This window comes from Reinekea marinisedimentorum, assembly GCF_004341165.1.
GTDB lineage: Bacteria > Pseudomonadota > Gammaproteobacteria > Pseudomonadales > Natronospirillaceae > Reinekea > Reinekea marinisedimentorum.
The window spans coordinates 126,838-145,412 of record NZ_SLZR01000001.1; the positions used below are offsets into that span (position 1 = coordinate 126,838).

Annotated in this window: 19 protein-coding genes; 12 read left to right on the top strand and 7 right to left on the bottom strand. The window is 53.7% G+C overall.

Annotated elements, in window-relative coordinates; translation table 11 throughout:
* Positions 1–28 precede the first annotated feature (28 nt).
* Positions 29–1,027, bottom strand: coding sequence for a BMP family lipoprotein (locus tag BCF53_RS00645; RefSeq protein ID WP_132698826.1), 999 nt, complete (start codon positions 1,025–1,027; stop codon positions 29–31).
* Positions 1,028–1,312: 285 nt separating this feature from the next.
* On the opposite strand from BCF53_RS00645, the gene BCF53_RS00650 reads away from it, so the two are divergent.
* Entirely contained in the window at positions 1,313–1,498 is a 186-nt protein-coding gene (locus tag BCF53_RS00650; protein ID WP_132698828.1) for a YfgJ family double zinc ribbon protein, read from the top strand.
* Positions 1,499–1,587: 89 nt separating this feature from the next.
* Here BCF53_RS00650 and BCF53_RS00655 read toward each other — a convergent pair whose 3' ends face one another.
* Positions 1,588–2,601 carry a BMP family lipoprotein gene (locus BCF53_RS00655; RefSeq protein ID WP_207902607.1) on the bottom strand — a complete coding sequence of 338 codons (1,014 nt, stop codon included), beginning with the start codon at positions 2,599–2,601 and terminating at the stop codon, positions 1,588–1,590.
* Positions 2,602–2,759: 158 nt separating this feature from the next.
* A complete protein-coding gene (tkt, locus tag BCF53_RS00660; RefSeq protein ID WP_132698830.1) occupies positions 2,760–4,748 on the bottom strand; it encodes a transketolase in 1,989 nt (662 codons plus the stop codon).
* A gap of 305 nt (positions 4,749–5,053) precedes the next feature.
* On the opposite strand from tkt, the gene BCF53_RS00665 reads away from it, so the two are divergent.
* The 5 genes from BCF53_RS00665 to metF all read left to right on the top strand — a co-directional run bounded on the left by BCF53_RS00665 (position 5,054) and on the right by metF (position 9,912).
* On the top strand, positions 5,054–5,980 hold the full coding sequence (locus tag BCF53_RS00665) for an ArsR/SmtB family transcription factor (protein WP_165901766.1): 927 nt from the start codon (positions 5,054–5,056) through the stop codon (positions 5,978–5,980).
* 22 nt (positions 5,981–6,002) lie between these two features.
* The gene (gene metK, locus BCF53_RS00670; protein ID WP_132698834.1) at positions 6,003–7,157 is read left to right on the top strand and encodes a methionine adenosyltransferase; all 1,155 of its coding nucleotides are present in this window, start codon (positions 6,003–6,005) and stop codon (positions 7,155–7,157) included.
* A gap of 48 nt (positions 7,158–7,205) precedes the next feature.
* Positions 7,206–7,580 carry a four helix bundle protein gene (locus tag BCF53_RS00675; RefSeq protein ID WP_132698836.1) on the top strand — a complete coding sequence of 125 codons (375 nt, stop codon included), beginning with the start codon at positions 7,206–7,208 and terminating at the stop codon, positions 7,578–7,580.
* A gap of 25 nt (positions 7,581–7,605) precedes the next feature.
* Complete coding sequence (gene ahcY, locus BCF53_RS00680) at positions 7,606–8,988, top strand: adenosylhomocysteinase (RefSeq protein WP_132698838.1); 1,383 nt, start codon at positions 7,606–7,608, stop codon at positions 8,986–8,988.
* 87 nt (positions 8,989–9,075) lie between these two features.
* The gene (gene metF / locus BCF53_RS00685) at positions 9,076–9,912 is read left to right on the top strand and encodes a methylenetetrahydrofolate reductase [NAD(P)H] (protein ID WP_132698840.1); all 837 of its coding nucleotides are present in this window, start codon (positions 9,076–9,078) and stop codon (positions 9,910–9,912) included.
* Between the two features lie 6 nt (positions 9,913–9,918).
* Here the strand turns inward: metF and BCF53_RS00690 are convergent, their stop codons facing one another.
* On the bottom strand, positions 9,919–10,257 hold the full coding sequence (locus tag BCF53_RS00690) for a hypothetical protein (protein ID WP_132698842.1): 339 nt from the start codon (positions 10,255–10,257) through the stop codon (positions 9,919–9,921).
* Positions 10,258–10,421: 164 nt separating this feature from the next.
* On the opposite strand from BCF53_RS00690, the gene argC reads away from it, so the two are divergent.
* Positions 10,422–11,369, top strand: coding sequence for an N-acetyl-gamma-glutamyl-phosphate reductase (argC, locus tag BCF53_RS00695; protein ID WP_132698844.1), 948 nt, complete (start codon positions 10,422–10,424; stop codon positions 11,367–11,369).
* Between the two features lie 167 nt (positions 11,370–11,536).
* The gene (locus BCF53_RS00700) at positions 11,537–12,262 is read left to right on the top strand and encodes a 16S rRNA (uracil(1498)-N(3))-methyltransferase (RefSeq protein WP_132698846.1); all 726 of its coding nucleotides are present in this window, start codon (positions 11,537–11,539) and stop codon (positions 12,260–12,262) included.
* An 8-nt stretch (positions 12,263–12,270) separates the two neighbouring features.
* Here BCF53_RS00700 and BCF53_RS00705 read toward each other — a convergent pair whose 3' ends face one another.
* Positions 12,271–13,449 (bottom strand): cation:proton antiporter, encoded by a 1,179-nt coding sequence (locus tag BCF53_RS00705; protein ID WP_132698848.1) that lies wholly within the window; start codon positions 13,447–13,449, stop codon positions 12,271–12,273.
* A gap of 73 nt (positions 13,450–13,522) precedes the next feature.
* On the opposite strand from BCF53_RS00705, the gene BCF53_RS00710 reads away from it, so the two are divergent.
* A complete protein-coding gene (locus BCF53_RS00710) occupies positions 13,523–14,170 on the top strand; it encodes a class I SAM-dependent methyltransferase (RefSeq protein ID WP_132698850.1) in 648 nt (215 codons plus the stop codon).
* Between the two features lie 24 nt (positions 14,171–14,194).
* Positions 14,195–14,413, top strand: a complete 219-nt coding sequence (locus tag BCF53_RS00715) for a hypothetical protein (protein WP_132698852.1) — start codon at positions 14,195–14,197, stop codon at positions 14,411–14,413.
* Here the strand turns inward: BCF53_RS00715 and BCF53_RS00720 are convergent, their stop codons facing one another.
* Both BCF53_RS00720 and BCF53_RS00725 read right to left on the bottom strand, forming a co-directional pair.
* Complete coding sequence (locus BCF53_RS00720) at positions 14,414–15,214, bottom strand: TatD family hydrolase (protein ID WP_132698854.1); 801 nt, start codon at positions 15,212–15,214, stop codon at positions 14,414–14,416.
* Between the two features lie 64 nt (positions 15,215–15,278).
* Entirely contained in the window at positions 15,279–16,436 is a 1,158-nt protein-coding gene (locus BCF53_RS00725; protein ID WP_132698856.1) for an aminotransferase-like domain-containing protein, read from the bottom strand.
* A gap of 113 nt (positions 16,437–16,549) precedes the next feature.
* Between BCF53_RS00725 and BCF53_RS00730 the strand changes: the two genes are divergently transcribed.
* Entirely contained in the window at positions 16,550–17,428 is an 879-nt protein-coding gene (locus BCF53_RS00730; protein WP_132698858.1) for an AraC family transcriptional regulator, read from the top strand.
* Positions 17,429–17,510: 82 nt separating this feature from the next.
* Positions 17,511–18,527 carry a class II fructose-bisphosphatase gene (glpX, locus tag BCF53_RS00735; protein WP_132698860.1) on the top strand — a complete coding sequence of 339 codons (1,017 nt, stop codon included), beginning with the start codon at positions 17,511–17,513 and terminating at the stop codon, positions 18,525–18,527.
* The last annotated feature ends 48 nt before the right edge of the window (positions 18,528–18,575 follow it).

Sequence of the window (18,575 nt, forward strand, 5' to 3'; positions counted from 1 at the left end):
AAAGGCCAGCGCTTTTATAAAAGGTCGATTAGTACGTGCAGCTCATGGTTGCAGTGTAATCGTGAACCTTGATCTTGCCAGCAATAATGTCTGCTTTAATGGCTTCAACCTTGGTTTTCATCTCGTCTGTGATCAGAGCTTCGTTGTACTGGTCGATTGCGTAATCAACACCGCCGGAAGCCAGATCAAATACTTTGATGCCTGGCTGGAAGTTACCGGCTTCAGCGTCTTTCCAAGTTTGGTAAGTAGCAACACCCACCTTCTTAACCATAGAAGTCAGCATGGTGCCTGGCTGCAGGTAGTTCTGGTTAGAGTCTACACCGATTGCGTATACGCCTTCGTCTTTAGCTGCCTGGTAAACACCGATACCGGTACCGCCAGCCGCTGCGAAAACAACATCAGCACCCTTGGCAATTTGAGATTTCGCCAGTTCAGAACCACGCGCCGGGTCACCGAATGCCGCCGGAGTAGAACCTGTCATGTTCTGGAACACTTCTGCGTTTTCAGTTACATACTTAACACCCTGCTCATAACCACAGGCAAACTTGGAGATCAGAGGGATGTCCATACCGCCTACGAAACCTACTTTGTCGGTTTCAGAGACCATTGCAGCCAGGGCACCGACCAGGAAAGAACCTTCATGCTCTGCGAACAACATAGACTGAACGTTTGGCAGATCAACAACAGAGTCGATGATTGCGAACTGAACGTCCGGGAACTCAGCTGCAACTTTGGTTACCGCAGAAGCCATGTTGAAACCAACCGCAACGATTGGGCTCTGGCCACGCTGGGCTAAAGTACGCAGGCCCTGTTCACGCTGTTCTTCGTTCTGAGGTTCAAACTCACGAACGCGAATGCCAGTTTCTGTAACGAACTTTTCAGCACCGTTACGGAATACCGCTTCGTTGAAAGATTTATCAAATTTACCAGCTGTGTCATAAACGACTGCCGGTTTAAAGTCTGCGGCAACCGCCGCGCCAGACATGCCAATAACAGTAGCAGCAGCCAGCGTTAGAAGTGCTTTCATGAAGGATCCCCTTTCCGTGTTTTCTTTATGTTTTTTTAATTACGTGGTGCGCAACGAGAGGTGGTGACACACCTTATTCAATCCTGACCGCACGGTCAAGTGATGGATGATTACATCGAAAGCATTATACACACTCGCCTTACTGTTACACGGAACACATCACGTTTCGTTCAGATAAGATTCATCTTATTTGACCAGTGCTCCAAAGTAGCTCTGATTGATAAGCATCAGCCCAAAATAAGTGCAAAGTGCTAGGCTTTCTTTAACAACTTTTGGAGTGGAAACATGGCAAAGCTATGCCCTAAATGTAACAGCGAACTCGAGGAACTGCGCGCTTGTGGCGCCGTTAACTATTTCTGCAACAGCTGCAACGAACTGGTCAGCAAGAGATCGGTTATTGATACAGAGAAAGCAGAGGAAGAAAACAAAGAAGAACAAACGAAGAGTGAAAAACCTTCAGCAGGCGCCTGATTTGAACTGCGGTTTACGGTTGCCGCTGCAAATTAAAAAAGCACTTCGGTTGAAGTGCTTTTTTGTGCCTGCCTTTGCGTTTTATAGTTTTAGTTACTAATAAGCGCTACCGGACACTGATTGTTATTCGCTGTGTAATCAATCACGCGAATCTTACCGCTGATAATATCTTCGCGAATTTTATTAATCTCTTTTTCCTGCTTTACGGTGATCAGGTCGCGATTGAAAATATCCAGTTTCCAGTCGACACCGTTCTCAGCCAAACCCAATACCTTGACGCCCGGCTTCCAGGTGCCTTCTTCAGCTTCATGCCAGGTACCGAATGCCGCAACACCGACGTTCTTCACCATAGACGTCAGCATGGTGCCCACGTGCAAAAAGTTCTGGTTTGAATCCACACCGATGGCATAAACACCGGAATTTTCAGCCGCCGCATCATAAACACCGTTACCTGCCCCGCCTGCAGCTGCGTAGATCACCTCGGCACCCGCATCTATCAGCTCAGCCGCTTTGTTGTAGCCGCCTTCCGTATCAGCGAAGCCTGAGAAGTCATCGGAGATCATCCGCGACAGCACCTGAATATTGCTGTTGATGTAGTGCGCACCCTGCGCATAACCACAGCCAAACTTGGTGATAAACGGCAGATTCACACCGCCAACAAAGCCAATTGTGTTCTTCTTCGCTTTCAGCGCGGCAACGGCGCCGACCACGAACGAGCCTTCGTATTCTTTGAATAGGATCGACTGCACATTAGGCAGGTCTACAACAGAATCGAGAATGGTAAATTGAAGATCCGGATACTGGCTGGCCACTTCCGCCACTGCCTCCCCGTAAGAAAAGCCGACCGCAACAATCGGGCTACGCCCCTGTTCAGCAAGACGTGTCAGAACTGACACATACTCTGCTGGCGAAGCCGGTTCAATCTCAACCAGATTGTGCCCATACTGTGCCCGATAAGGTGCGACACCTTCACGAAACACGGCCTCGTTAAAAGAGCTGTCAAACTTACCCGCTTCCGAATAAGCAACAGCAGGACTCGCTGAAAAACTCAAGGGTGCTGCCACTACAGCACACAGTGCAATCATTAGTTTTTTAATGTACATCTTTTGATTTTGTCCTCTATTTCCTTCCATCGAGCGGATGTTTTGGGGGAAGTTGTTCTTTTCTCGGGAATATTTTTTTAGAAGCGCTCAAGCAGGCAACTCTTTTACCACAAATAAAAAAGGCTGCCCATACGGACAGCCTTTCTATTTGCTTAAATTTAGGCTTTTTCGTTCACCAGTTCGACCAGTGCTTCAGAAGTGATGCCAAAGTGCTTGAACAGCTCTCCGGCTGGGGCAGATTCACCGAATGTTTCCATTCCGATGATGCCACCTTCCAGACCAACATATTTGTACCAGAAGTCTTTCGCGGCAGCTTCAATAGCGAAGCGCTTGACGCCGGCTGGCAATACCGCTTCTTTATAGGCAGCATCCTGCGCATCAAAGACATCGGTACACGGCATGGAAACCACCTGCACTTGCTTGCCCTGGGCACGCAGCGTATCTGCGGCTTCAACAGCCAGGCTCAGCTCAGAACCGGTCGCAATCAGCACCGCATCCGGCTTTTCAGCGGCCTGCAGCACATAGCCACCCTTGCGGATATTGGCCAGCTGCTCTGGTGTACGCGGGTTGTGCGGCAAGCCCTGACGGGAGAACACCATAGCATTCGGCGTTTCCGTGCTTTCAATCGCATAAACCCAGGCAACAGCACTTTCAACGGCATCGGCCGGACGCCAGGTGTTCAGATTAGGCGTAGCACGCATAGCTGCAAGCTGCTCAACCGGCTGGTGGGTTGGGCCGTCTTCACCCAGGCCGATGGAATCGTGAGTATAAACATGGATCACCGGCTGCTTCATCAGCGCGGCCATGCGAATCGCGTTACGTGCATATTCCATGAACACGAAGAAGGTCGCGCCGTATGGCTTCAAGCCGCCGTGCAGCTGAATACCGTTCATCATTGCCGACATGCCGAATTCACGCACACCGTAGAAGCAGTAGTTGCCGCCAGGGTCCGTTGCGCTAACGCCCTGAGCACCGCTCCATAACGTCAGGTTGGAACCGGCCAGGTCGGCCGAACCACCGAACAGTTCCGGCAATGCCGGTGCCAGTGCTTCGATAGAGTTCTGTGAAGCCTTACGGCTGGCGATAACCTCGCCCTTCTCGTTGACATCGTTGATGAACTTTTCCGCGATGTCCGCGAAGTTCACCGGCAGTTCGCCCTTCATGCGGCGTTCAAACTCAACCGCCAGCTCTGGGTACGCTTCTTTATAGGCCGCAAACTTTGCATCCCACTCGGTTTCCGCCTGAGCGCCCTTCTCGGTCGCATCCCATTCGGCTTTGATATCCGCCGGAATTTCAAAGGCCGGGTGAGACCAACCCAGCTTTTCACGGGTCAGTGCAATTTCGTCATCGCCCAGTGGTGCGCCGTGACAATCTTCTTTGCCTTCTTTATTCGGTGAACCAAAGCCAATGATGGTTTTACAGCAAATCAGGGTAGGCTGTTCTGTGTTGGTTTTTGCGGTTTCAATGGCCTGCTTAATCTCTTCTGCGTCGTGACCGTTAACACGTGGGATCACCTGCCAACCATAAGACTCAAAACGCTTCACAGTATCGTCGGTGAACCAGCCTTCAACTTCACCGTCAATGGAAATGCCGTTGTCATCGTAGAATGCGATCAGTTTACCCAGACCCAGAGTGCCCGCCAGTGAACAGACTTCATGAGAAATACCTTCCATCATGCAGCCGTCACCCAGGAATACGTAGGTGTTGTGATCAACGATGTCGTGCCCTTCACGGTTAAACTGACCGGCCAGAACCTTTTCCGCCACGGCCATACCCACACCGTTGGCAATACCCTGACCCAAAGGACCAGTAGTGGTTTCAATACCCGGTGTATAGCCGTATTCAGGGTGACCCGGAGTACGGGAATGCATCTGACGGAAGTTTTTCAGATCGTCGATAGACAGGTCATAGCCAGATAAATGCAGCAGTGAATAGATCAGCATTGAGCCGTGACCATTTGAAAGCACAAAGCGGTCGCGATCGTACCAGTTTGGGTTTTTCGGGTTGTGCTTTAAATAGTCTGCCCACAAAACCTGGGCGATATCCGCCATACCCATAGGAGCACCAGGGTGGCCGGACTTGGCTTTTTGAACGGCATCCATGCTTAAAGCACGAATAGCATTAGCGAGATCACTGCGTGAAGGCATTGTCGTCATTTCCTTAGTATCAAGAGCAAAAGCATCGCGTCTGCTGCGCGAAGGGGCGCAGATTGTCCCAAAAATAGACAGCGCTGGCAAAGCGGAATCCTGTTTTGTCATACAAATAGTGGGTTTATTGAAGCGTTCCGCTATCCGCCGGCCGGAAGTTGATCGAAGACGACCATTTTCAGTCAGAAGAATGCAGTTTTTATCAAAGCAAACTGGTCAATTTTAAGGGCATAAAACTATATCAAAATATTTTGATATAGTTCTTGCAATTGAAATTTCCACTGCTATCTTTCCACGCTATGAATTTGGATCAGTTACCCGCATTTTTTAAAGCCATCAGCGACCCAACCCGCATCGCCATCCTTCAGGTGTTGGGTACGGGTGCCTATGGCGTCATGGAATTAAGCGAGATGCTGGCGGTTAAGCAGTCAGGCATGAGTCACCACCTAAAGGTCCTCAGTCAGGCCGGGTGGGTTGAAAAGCGACGCGAAGGCAACACCATTTTTTACCGCCGCTCGCTCGGCGACACGCTCGCCATGCAGCAGAAGCTGTTCCGCCAGCTGGATACCCAGCCACTGGACCAGGCCGTTTTTGAGCAGCAGCAGCGCATCAGTGAAGAGCGCCTGCAGGCCGCCAGAAAGTTCTTTATTGAACATGCCGAAGAGTTCGAGCTGCATCAGGAGCGCATCGTACTTTTTGAAAACTACGGCCCCGAGGCACTGCAATTGCTCGACAGCCTGAACCGATCGCCGCAAAGCAACGTACTGGAAGTTGGCCCGGGCAAAGGTGAGTTTCTCGCCGCCCTGGCGCAGCGTTTTACCTCGGTGACCGGGCTCGATATTTCACCCGCCATGCTGAAGCAGGCCGATGAACAGGTTCACAACCTTGAAAACGTTGAGCTGATTGAAGGCAACACCGAACTGCTGGAGCAACAGGGCCGCCGATTCGACATTATTTTTTACAACATGGTGCTGCATCACGTTCCAATGCCGGAAAGTGAAATTGCCCAGTGCGCCAAGTTATTGAAACCCAAAGGCCTGCTGATCGTGACCGACCTTTGTCAGCACGAGCAAGAGTGGGCCAGAGAACAGTGCGGCGACCAATGGCTCGGTTTTGAACCGGACGAATTACACCTGTGGGCGCAGCGCCACGGCTTTAAACACAATCAATCCAGATTTTTAGCGCTTAGAAATGGATTTCAGGTACAGACACAGGTTTACAGCGCAGCCTGACCACCAAAATTGAGGAGCATCGATGAGCGAATACAACCTTTTTACTTCTGAGAGCGTTTCAGAGGGTCACCCGGACAAAATGGCCGACCAGATTTCCGATGCGGTACTGGATGCCATCATCGCCGAAGACCGGCACGCGCGCGTTGCCGTGGAAACACTGGTGAAAACTGGCATGGCGGTCATTGCCGGTGAAGTGCGCACCTCGACCTATGTAGATCTGGAAGACATCGTCCGCGACGTCATTCTGGATATCGGCTACAACTCCTCAGATGTAGGCTTCGACGGTGCTTCCTGTGCCGTACTGAACGCCATTGGTAAGCAATCTTCTGATATTGCTGTCGGTGTCGATGAAGCAGAAGACAAAGACCTCGGTGCCGGTGACCAGGGCCTGATGTTCGGCTACGCCACCAACGAAACCGATACGCTGATGCCTGCGCCTATCTACTATTCACACCGGCTGGTCGAGCAACAAGCCAAGCTGCGTAAAAATGGCAGCCTGCCGTGGTTGCGTCCGGATGCCAAATCACAGGTCACCCTGCGCTATGAAAACGGCAAGCCAGTCGCCGTCGACGCGGTTGTACTGTCGACTCAACACGATGAAAGCATCAAGCTGGGCGACCTGCGCGAAGCCGTACTGGAAGAAATCATCAAGCCGGTGCTGCCCAGTGAGTGGCTGCACAACGACACCCTGTTCCACATCAACCCGACCGGCATCTTCGTCATCGGCGGCCCGGTGGGCGACTGTGGCCTGACCGGCCGTAAGATTATCGTTGATACCTACGGCGGCATGGCGCGACATGGCGGCGGCGCGTTTTCCGGTAAAGACCCAAGCAAGGTTGACCGTTCAGCCGCCTACGCCGGCCGTTATGTGGCCAAAAACATTGTTGCTGCCGGCTTAGCCGATAAGTGTGAAATCCAGATTTCTTACGCTATCGGTGTTGCGGAACCAACGTCTATCTCGATCAATACTTTTGGTACCCACAAAGTTAGCGAAGCAAAAATCGCTGAACTGGTGCGTGAACACTTCGATTTACGTCCACGCGGCATCATCGAAATGCTCGACCTTCGCAAACCTATTTACCGCCCAACCGCATCTTACGGCCACTTTGGCCGCGAAGGATTCAGCTGGGAGAATACAGATAAAGCTGATGAATTAGCAAAAGCGCTTAATGTGTAAGACGTGAGATGTAAGACGTAAGACGAAAAAACAGTCAAGGAAGACTAAATGAATCGAAGCCATCACAGATTAGAAGTCTGGCAGCTATCCATGAATTTGGTGGAACAAATTTACGCCATGACTCAAGGGTTCCCTGCAGAAGAAAAGTTTGGATTAACCAACCAAATGAGAAGAGCGGCAGTGAGCATACCTTCGAATATTGCAGAAGGGTCAGCGAAAGGAAGCAAGAAGGAGTTTTGCAGGTTTTTACTTATAGCTCGCGGCTCTCTGATGGAGCTGGAAACACAAATTGAAATTTCAGAACGTTTGTCATTAGCACCTAAGCAAAGCAACGTTCTGGATTTACTAAATACGATCTTTGCCAAATTAAACGGGCTGATCAAATCACTTCAGGACGATGGACGTCTTACATCTTACGTCTAGCGTCAAACAAATGAGGAACGAATACATGACAACTTTCACCGACTACAAAGTCGCCGACATCAGCCTGGCCGAATGGGGCCGCAAAGAAATTGCCATCGCCGAAAGCGAAATGCCGGCCCTGATGGCGCTGCGCCGTAAATACAAAGCGGAACAGCCACTAAAAGACGCCAAAATCATGGGCTGTATCCACATGACCATTCAGACCGCCGTGTTGATTGAAACCCTGATCGACTTAGGTGCCGAAGTTCGCTGGTCCAGCTGTAACATCTTCTCCACGCAGGATCACGCCGCTGCCGCCATTGCCGCCGCCGGTATTCCGGTCTTTGCCTGGAAAGGTGAAACCGAAGAAGAGTTCCTGTGGTGTATCGAGCAGACCATCCTGGCTGAAAAAGACGGCTCCGACGTTTGGGATGCCAACATCATCCTCGATGACGGCGGCGACCTGACCGAAATGGTTCACAGCAAATACCCGGATCTGCTCAACCAGATTCACGGCATTTCCGAAGAAACCACCACCGGCGTTCACCGCCTGCTGGAAATGCTCGAAAATGGCGAACTGAAGGTTCCGGCCATTAACGTCAACGACTCGGTTACCAAGTCAAAGAACGACAACAAATACGGCTGCCGTCACTCACTGAACGACGCCATCAAGCGCGCCACCGACCACCTGCTGGCCGGTAAGAAAGCCCTGGTTGTTGGCTACGGCGACGTCGGTAAAGGCTCTGCCGCTTCCCTGCGTCAGGAAGGCATGATCGTTAAGGTGTCTGAAATTGACCCGATCTGCGCCATGCAGGCCTGTATGGATGGCTTCGAAGTGGTTTCTCCTTACATCGACGGCAACAACACCGGCGAGCTGAGCTGCATCAACAAAGATCTGCTGGGCAACACCGACCTGATCGTCACCACCACCGGTAACACCGACGTGTGCGACAAAAACATGCTGCAGGCCGTTAAGAAAGGCGCAGTGGTTTGTAACATCGGCCACTTCGACAACGAAATCGACACCGCCTTCATGCGTAAAAACTGGCGCTGGGACGAGATCAAGCCACAGGTTCACCAGATTTACCGCTCTGATGCATCCGATGACTTCATTCTGCTGCTGTCTGAAGGCCGCCTGGTGAACTTAGGTAACGCCACCGGCCACCCAAGCCGAGTGATGGATGGCTCCTTTGCCGACCAGGTGCTGGCTCAGATTTACCTGTACGAGCGCAAGTTTGCCGATCTGCCGGCCGACGAAAAGCCGGCCAACGTCTACGTTAAGGTTCTGCCGAAGAAGCTCGACGAAGAAGTGGCCGCCGAGATGGTCAAAGGCTTCGGTGGTGTCATTACCACACTGACCGATAAGCAGGCCAACTACATTAATGTACCGGTAGAAGGTCCGTTCAAGCCGGAAGAATATAAGTACTAATTTAAGACGTTGAACGTAAGACGTGAGACGGGAAAACAACGTCTTACGTCTAACATCTCACGTCTTACCGAGAGACAAGGATAACCTATGAACACTCCAGTCCCAGTCAGTTTCGAGTTCTTCCCGCCCAAAACTGAAGTTGGCTACGAAAAGCTGCTCAAGGCACACGATGAGCTGAAGGTAGCAAACCCGGAATTCTTCAGCGTCACCTATGGCGCTGGTGGCTCAACGCAGGAACGCACCATTGAAACGGTCATTGAGCTGAACCGCCGTGGCGTACCGGCGGCACCGCACCTGAGCTGCATTGGCTCGACTAAGGAAACGGTTCACGCCCTGCTGACCCGTTACAAAGAAGCCGGCATTAAACGTATTGTGGCGCTGCGTGGCGATTTGCCCAGCGGCATGATGGGCACCGGTGGTGATTTCAACTTTGCGTCCGATCTGGTGCGCTATGTTAAGGCAGAGTTCGGTGATGACTTCGCCATCGAGGTTGCAGCCTACCCCGAGATGCACCCGCAAGCCGCTAACCTGGATAAAGACATCGACCACTTTGTCGCCAAAGCGAAGGAAGGTGCCGACAGCGCGATCACGCAGTATTTCTACAATGTGAGTGCCTACAAACACTTCGTCGATGAAGTCCGCAAGCGTGGTTGTGACATCGAGATTGTGCCGGGCATCATGCCGATCACCAATTACTCGAACCTGGCGCGCTTCTCAGATGCCTGCGGTGCCGATATTCCGCGCTGGATGCGCAAAGCGCTGGAAACCTGTGGTGATGATGTTCAACGCATCCGTTCTATTGGTCTGAACTTTGTTGTGGATCTGTGCAACGAGCTGATTGCCGCCGGCGCACCCAAGCTGCACTTCTACAGCATGAACCAGTCTGGCCCGACGCTGGCAATTCTGGAAAAGCTGAATAAATAAGCCGCTTTACAGGTGCCATACCCAGTTTGAGTGTATGGCGCCGCTGGGGCCATACCAGGGTTGCTTCATCTCCTGGATGACCCAGCCCTGATGCCGTTCCTGATTAATATCGTAATTCACCTGATAAAACTTATAGACTTTGTCCGGGTCGTGAAAGTCATCCGCAAACGCGCACTCGTGCCGGTCAACCGGCGACGCACTGATCAACAGACCACCAAGCTCTTCAACGTGATGCCGGATTTCTTCCATCCGTTCATCCTGCACCTGTCGCGACATTTTCATCCACAGCCAAACGGTGATGCCACCGGCGATGAAGGTCAGTAAAAATGCAAATGGTGTGCTCATAGCCACCTCCCAACGAATATGCATATTTTATAAATAAGTATAAAACCTGCCTCTGCCGCCAATAGATTGTTTGGAAATGACACCGCGGCTTTATGCATCCAGCGGAAATAATCGCGTATAATCGTTGGTCAATTACAATGGCATTCAGATTCAGGTATCCACGCATGAGCAAAATCACCGCATACATTGACGGCCAATACGGCACCACCGGCTTGCAGATTCAGGAGCGTTTAAGCGCGCATCCGAACGTTGACGTTCTGAGCATTCCTGAAGAGCAGAAGAAAGACCCGGAACTGCGCCGTGAATTCCTCAACAAGGCCGATGTGGTGTTTTTGTGCCTGCCCGATGACGCCTCTCGCGAAGCAGTGACGCTGATCGACAACCCCGAAACCGTGGTCATCGATGCCTCCACAGCCTTCCGCGTGAACCCCGATTGGGTCTACGGTATTCCGGAACTGCCGGGCTACCGCGACAAGATTAAAACCAGCAACCGCATTGCCAACCCGGGTTGCTACCCCAGCGGCATGACTCTGCTGATCGCACCGCTGGTGGAAGCCGGCATTGTGCCAAAAAGCTATGCCATGACAGTGTCGGCCATTACCGGCTACAGCGGCGGCGGCAAGGCCATGATTGCCGACTACAAAACCAAACAGGGCGAAGCCGCCGCGATGGCTTCCGCCCGCCTGAAGAACCTCGACCTGAACCACAAGCACCTGCCGGAAATGACCCGCGTTACTGGCCTTGAGCATGCTCCGGTCTTTGTACCCACCGTGGCCAATGTTGAACAGGGCATGCTGGTTTCTGTGGCTCTGCATGGCCATGCCATTAGCGGCGATGCTGAAAAGATCCACGCCACACTGGCCAGCACCTACGCCGGCGAGCCGTTTGTGAAGCTGTTCCCGCTGAATGATGAAAGCCAACTGGAAGAAGGCTTCTTAGAGCCTACCGCCTGCAATGGCACCAACCGCATTGAGTTGTTTGTATTCAGTTCCGAAGACCGCATCTACCTGACCGCCCGCCTCGATAATTTGGGCAAAGGCGCATCCGGTGCGGCCGTGCAGAATATGAACTGCCGGTTTGGGATTGATGAGACGACGGGTCTGACTATTTAAGTCCATACCGGGTTAAGTCCGTACCGGGTAAGTTAGTGGGTTTAGATTATTCGGGCGCTCAAGTACGTCCATGTATCGCTCAACTTCGCACATCCATGTGCTCAGATGCCGAATAATCTAAACCCACTAACTCACCCTCCCACCTTAAAATTTTGTGCGAGTCTTTTATGAGAGTCATCCGAGCCTACTTAGCAGAAGCGTCCACAGCTAACCAGCGATTAGAACTACCGCACGCCGTTTTTCAACATCTCGTCAAGGTACTTCGCCTGGGCAATGGCCAACCTCTGGAAGTTTTTAATGGTCAGGGGAAACGCTTTTCAGCCGAGCTTTGCGAGGTGAGTAAGCGCTCAGCAACCGTACAGATAAACGAAGAGATTGCCGCCACGCCAGAATCACCCATTCAAACCCACATGGGTCTGGTGATGAGCAAGGGTGACCGCTTCGACTACGCCCTGCAGAAGGCCACCGAGCTGGGTGTGACTCACATTACGCCGCTCACCGCCGAACGCTGCGATTTAAAGCTCAATGCCGAACGGGCAGAAAAGAAAATACAGCACTGGCTGGGTGTCATCAGCAGCGCCTGCGAGCAGTGCTACCGAGATTTTGTCCCGACACTCGCACCTGTTCAAAGCCTGGAAAGCTGGGTTACCGAGCAGATCAGCGAGGTAAAGCTGGTCATGCACACGGCCGCCAAGCAGCCGAATTGGCCAGATCAAGCCCCTAAAGCGGTCAGCTTTCTGATTGGCCCCGAAGGCGGCCTGACAGAGCGGGAAGTTGAAATGGCCCAACAGAATGACTTTCAAAGCTGGCAGCTCGGCCCGCGTATTTTGCGCACCGAAACCGCACCGGTCGTTATGTTGAGCCTGCTGCAAGCCAAATGGGGGGATTTTTAGCGGCCTAATTAGGCATCGTCCAAGTGCGGGCCATGAGCCCGGCGCACCGCCAGCCGCGTCAGGATCGGCCCGACCATATCAAACAACACCGTTGAGGCGATCACCACCGACAGCAACAATTGCTGATACTGAGGGTATTCATTCGAAGCCACCAGCGCCAGGCCAATCGGCACACCCGCCTGAGGCATCAGCGCCAGCCCCATCCAGCGCCTTGTCGCCGGCGCGGTGCCGGCCATTCGGCAACCCAGCCAGGCACCAACAAACTTGCCACCGGCCCGGCCGAGCACATACAGGCCACCCACCAGCCCCAGTTGACTGAGCGACATCAAATCCAGCGAAGCCCCGGCCAATACAAAAAAGACCAGCATAAACAGCCCTTCCGTCCCCTCAATGGCGTGAAACGGGTACTCATGATGTTTGGCAAGATTACCGATCAGCGCCCCCATCACCATGGCCGAAATCAGATAAGAAAAATCCATGTACATGGCCAGGCCACCGCAAACCGCGACTACCCCTATCGCCTCGACCAGCATGGGTTCGCCCGGTTTGATGCGACCTGTCAGCATGGCCGCCGGCCCACCCAGACCAATACCCAGCAGCACCGAACCAAAGATTTCAACAATGGCCTCATGCACAAAACCAACCTCTCCATTGCCTTCCATATGGCCGGCAACCGCCATGCCGACACCAAACAACAGCAGCGCCCAGACATCATCGACCGCGACAATGGCCAGCAGCAATTTAGAAAAGTGAGAATTTGGATTGGTCTGCTCAACAACATCGAGAATGGCGGTCGGTGCCGTCGCTGAGGCAATGCAGCCCAGCAGAATCGCCAATGGCAGGCTAACGCCCGCCAGTACCAACAACAGCGCGACCATGAGCAACGCCAGCAAGGCCGCGAGCAGCGAGATCAGCAGAATCGAACCCGCCGCATTGGCGAACGATTCTCGGGTGAGTTTGCCGCCCAGTAAAAAGCCGACCATGAGCAGCGTCATATCCGCTACCATGTCGAAGCGCAACACAAAGAACTCGGGGATCAGATTAAGACCCTGCGGGCCAATCAAAATACCAAACAGCAGCAACAGCGTAACCCGTGGCAACAGGGTGCGCTCGGCCAGCCCCGTAGTAACCAGCCCAAGCAGCAGGATAGCTCCGATCGTCAGAAGGAATTCGGATGTTGCAACCACTGGCACGCTCCTGTATCAGCTCCCTGACTTCAGTTAAGCTAACCACCCTGTTATTCGCAACAATAAAGCGCCCATGACCGAACCCTGCCCGCTGTGCCAAAGCCCCGACTGCCACGCCTTTTTCGCCGATAAGCAACGAGCCTACCGGCAATGCCGCCAGTGCCAGCTGGTGTTTGCCGAACCGGCCAGCTGGCCCAATGCCCGCGATGAAAAAGCGCTCTACGATCTGCATGAAAACAGCCTGGAAGATAAGGGCTATAACCGCTTTCTGGCGCGCATTGTTGATCCGCTCACCGACCGGGTTTCACCACCGGCGCAGCTGCTCGATTTTGGCTGCGGCCCGGCACCGGCGCTGGCCAACCAGCTGCGCCAGCTGGGCTTTGAGGTTTCGCTGTACGACAGCTTCTACTACCCTGAAACCCAGGCGCTGCAGCACAGCTATGACGCCATTGTCGCCACCGAGGTGATTGAGCACCTACACCAGCCGCGTATCGAACTGGAACGGCTGTGGGCACACCTGCAGCCCGGCGGCTGGCTGGCGCTGATGACACAGCGGGTCATCGATGCAAAGGCGTTTAAAACCTGGCAATACAAAAACGACCCGACGCACGTGTGCTTTTTCCATGAGCGCAGCTTTCACTGGCTGGCCGGGCAGCTGAACGCCAGCCAACTTAATTTTGAAGGGCGTGATATGGTGTTCCTGCAGAAACCTGAAAACTGACTCACTTTTAAAAGGAGCTAAAAAATGAGCGGAACCTTTTGGTTTGTACTTGGCATTCTCAGCATCGTCACCGTGGGCCGGTTGGCCTCGGAATCTATGAAAACCAAACGAAAGCTGGCCGAGGGTGCCTCAGAGGAACAGCAGGCGCGGATGAATGAGCTGGAAGAGCGAGTGAAAACGCTGGAACGCATCGTCACCGACAAGCGCACTAAGCTTGCCGATGAAATTGACTCACTGAACTGATCAGAAACTGAACAGCCGGTTGGCATTGGCGTAGGTACTTGCCAGCACCTGTTCATTGGTAATGCCCTTCACCTCGGCAATCTTTTCGATAATAAACGGCAGGTATTGCGGCTCGTTCGAGCGGCCGCGGTAGGGCGCTGGCGTCAGATAGGGCGCGTCGGTCTCTACAACCACCTGCTCCAGCGGCGTTGCCGCCAGCACTTCGCGCACGTTATCCGCGGCATTGAAGGTCACAATGCCGTTAAAGCCGAGCATAAAGCCCTCACTCAGGCAGTATTCAGCCAGCGGCAATCCCGAGGTAAAGCTGTGAATAACGCCCTTCTTCGGCAATTGTGCACTGAAGTTTTTCAGAATGGCCTGCATGTCGTCATCGGCTTCACGGGTATGCACAACAATCGGCTGATTCAGCTGAATCGCTAAATCGAGCTGCTGCTCAAACACTTTGCGCTGTACCGCGCGGTCGGAATGATCGTAGTAATAATCCAGACCAATCTCGCCGACGGCGACGATCTTATCATCGTTACCGTGCGCCAGAATCTCGGCCGCTGTTTCATCGGTGAACTCTTTGGCATCGTGCGGGTGAACACCGAGCGTGCCCCACACCAATGGGTTTTGAGTCAGTTCACGCACCTTAGCGAGGTTACCAGGCGACACACCGATGGTGACGACCCGCTCCACACCGTGCGCGGTGGCGCGCGCCAATACATCGGCAAGGTCTTCACCCTCCAGATAATCCAGGTGGCAGTGGGTTTCGATAATCGGGTGATTAAAAACAGGAATGTCGCGCTTCTTCTTGCTCATGCTCTTCGCTTAAAGGTTCTACTGAGGCGCCACAGTGTACTGATTCATGCCCGCGGTGCCACCGTCAATCCGTCGACGATTCGCTCATCGACGCTGCCAGCCGCTGCGCCGCCCGCTTCAGTTGTGCCGGTGCTAAACAGCTGAAGTTCAAACGGATAGCCTCATAGCCAGGCGCACCTTCCGGCCAGAACGCCTGCCCCGGCACGACCGCCAAGCCATTGCGCAGGCAGCGCTGGGCCAGCGCCGGTGCTTCATCCTCTGTCAACCTCGCCCAGATAAACATGCCGCCCTGTGGTACGTCAAAACTGAGCGCGCTGCCAAGTTCGTGCTGCAGCGCTTCGGCCAACACCTGCACACGCAGGCCATAGTGATGACGCAGGTTGCTTAGGTGTTGCGGAAATTCCGGGGCCTTCAATAAGGACAAAATCATCTGCTGCATTGGCAGCGAGCTATGCAGATCACTGGCCTGCTTCACCACCACCAGCGGGCTGAGCAATTCTGCTGAACCCTGCACATAACCAATACGCATACCCGGTGTGGCAATCTTCGAAAACGACTGCAACAGCAGGTGTTCACCCTTCATCAGGGCGCTGACCAATGGCAGTTCATCCCCGCGATAGCGTAATTGCCGGTAGGGCGCATCTTCGATCAGCATCACCTTATAACGGTCGAGCAGTTCAGCCACCGCCAGGCGCGTGGCCAAACTCCAGCAGACGCCAGTAGGGTTGTGAAAATCCGGTACGGCGTAGAAAAACTTTACACCGCCCTTTGCCAACTCGGCCTCCAACTGTGCGATGTCCGGCCCGGTGTCGGTGGCCGGTATCAGGCCAATATCGATCTCTGCGAGCTGAAATATCTGCAAAGCGCCGAGATAAACCGGCGCTTCCGCGAGAATACGGTCACCGGGGTTCAGGTAAGCACGACTGATCAGGTCGAGCCCCTGCTGCGAGCCGGTGGTGATCAACAGTTGGTCAGGCGATGCCAGATTATTCTGCGTTGCGATATGGTCGACCAGCCCGGGTAAACCGGAGGTCAAGCCGTATTGGTAAACGCCCGGGGTTTCCGCCAGCTCGTGCGCCGCCCTGGCCAGCAGCCCGGTCGGGAACAGCTGTGCATCCGGCAGGCCGCCAGCCAGCGACAGAATCTGCCTGCCCTGCGTGGCTTTGAGAATATCGCGGATATAAGACGGGCGTGTCGTGGCCATGCGTCGCGCGCTTTGCATTGGTAAAGCTCCTTAACAAAAGAGGCCTTCACTTTAGGCTGATGCCCTGCCCGGCTTTTGTGCTAAATTGCGGGGTGCTTTGTTCATTTGTGCTCTGTTAAGGCCATCTTTCCATGCTGAAAACCCAGCAACGACGCATCAACGATGTTCTGTACCGGATTCATCGCGACATTGATCAGCCGCTTAACGCCACAGCGCTGGCGCAGACGGCCAACTGGTCGAGCTTTCATTTTCATCGCTGCTTTAAGGCGGTGACCGGCGAAAACGTCAACGACTATATCCGTCGTGTCCGGCTGGAAATGGCGGCCAATCAGCTGATGTTTTTCCCGCAGCAATCCATTGGCCAAACCCTGCAGCAGTGCGGTTTTGTCTCTCAAGCCTCATTCAGCCATGCCTTTAAGAAGCATTTCGGTTGCACCCCCGGCCAGTGGAGAAGCAACGGCTATCAGGCGCTGGCGCAGCAGAACCAGCAACAATGGCATGATGACCTTAAAGACCGGGCCAGCCGAGCCGAGCACTACCCCATGCCCAGTGTGCAGGTAAAAACCCTGCCGGCACGCAAAGCCGCTTATGTGCGTCACGCAGGCTACGGCCGCGACATCCGTCGGGCATGGGAGAAGCTGGAGGTATGGGCACGCCAGCAATCGCTCAACTGGGAAGCACTGCCGAAGTTTGGGCTGCACCATTCCAATGCCGACATCATACCGCTGAGCCAGTGCCACTATGTTGCCTGCATCGAGCTGGACACCAGCCCGCAACAGTTGCTGCCATTGAACCAACTGACCATTCCCGGCGGCAGCTATGCCTGCTTTGATCTGCAGGGCGTCTATGGCGATTTGCTGCCGGTGCTGCACAAGTTTTATCACGACTGGCTGCCCAACAGCGGTTACAGCCTGGCACCCACGCCCGGCTATGCTCACTACCGGCGCTGTCATTTTATGGATGCGGAAGAGCGCTTTGATCTGACTTTTTGCGTGCCCTTGTGGTTATAAAACACCTGAAGGCGCCGGTTTATAAGATGCCGGCCAACAGCAAAAAAGGTAGAATGCGCGCAAATTTTCTGGAGATGCCCTCATGCGCCGTGAACTCGCCTTTAACTTTTCCCGTGTAACCGAAGCCGCCGCCCTTGCCGGATACAGCTGGCTGGGCCGTGGCGATAAAAACAAAGCCGATGGCGCTGCTGTGGAAGTCATGCGCGCCATGCTCAACAAGATCGAGTTTGATGGCGAGATTGTCATCGGTGAGGGCGAGATCGATGAAGCGCCGATGCTCTACATTGGCGAAAAGGTTGGCACCGGCGGCGACGCCTGCGATATCGCCGTCGACCCGATTGAAGGCACCCGCATGACCGCCATGGGCCAGGCCAATGCCATCGCTGTGATGGCCGTTGGCGAGAAGGGTTCATTCCTGAAAGCACCGGATATGTACATGGAAAAGCTGGTGGTTGGCCCGGAAGCGCGCGGCTTTATCGATCTGGATATGCCGCTGGAACAGAACCTGAAGATCGTCGCCAAAGCACTGAATAAAGACTTGTCCGAGCTGGTTGTCGTCACCCTGGCTAAGCCACGCCACGATGCCGCCATTCAGCAGATGCAGGAGATGGGCGTACGCGTTTTTGCCCTGCCCGACGGCGACGTAGCCGCCAGTATTCTGACCTGCATGCCGGAAAGCGAGGTCGACATGATGTACTGCGTCGGTGGCGCACCAGAAGGCGTGGTTTCTGCAGCGGTCATCCGCGCATTGGGTGGTGATATGCAGGGCCGCCTGATTCTGCGCAAAGATGCCAAGGGCGAAGACGAAGAAAGTCTGCGCATCAGTGCAATTGAAGAAGAGCGCTGCAAACAGATGGGCGTAGAACCCAATAAGGTGTACCAGCTGAACGACATGGCGCGCTCCGACGATGTGGTATTTTCTGCCACCGGCATCACCAAGGGTGACCTCCTCGACGGCATCAAGCGCAAGGGCGATCTGGCCACTACAGAAACACTGTTGATTCGCGGCCGCTGCCGAACAATCCGCAAGATTCAGTCGACGCACTACCTGGACCGCAAAGACGATGACATCAAGAACACCATTCTGAGACAGGGCTAATGGCCCTGCTCTGCGCTCTGTAAGCTGTCATCACAGAAAGGAACCAAA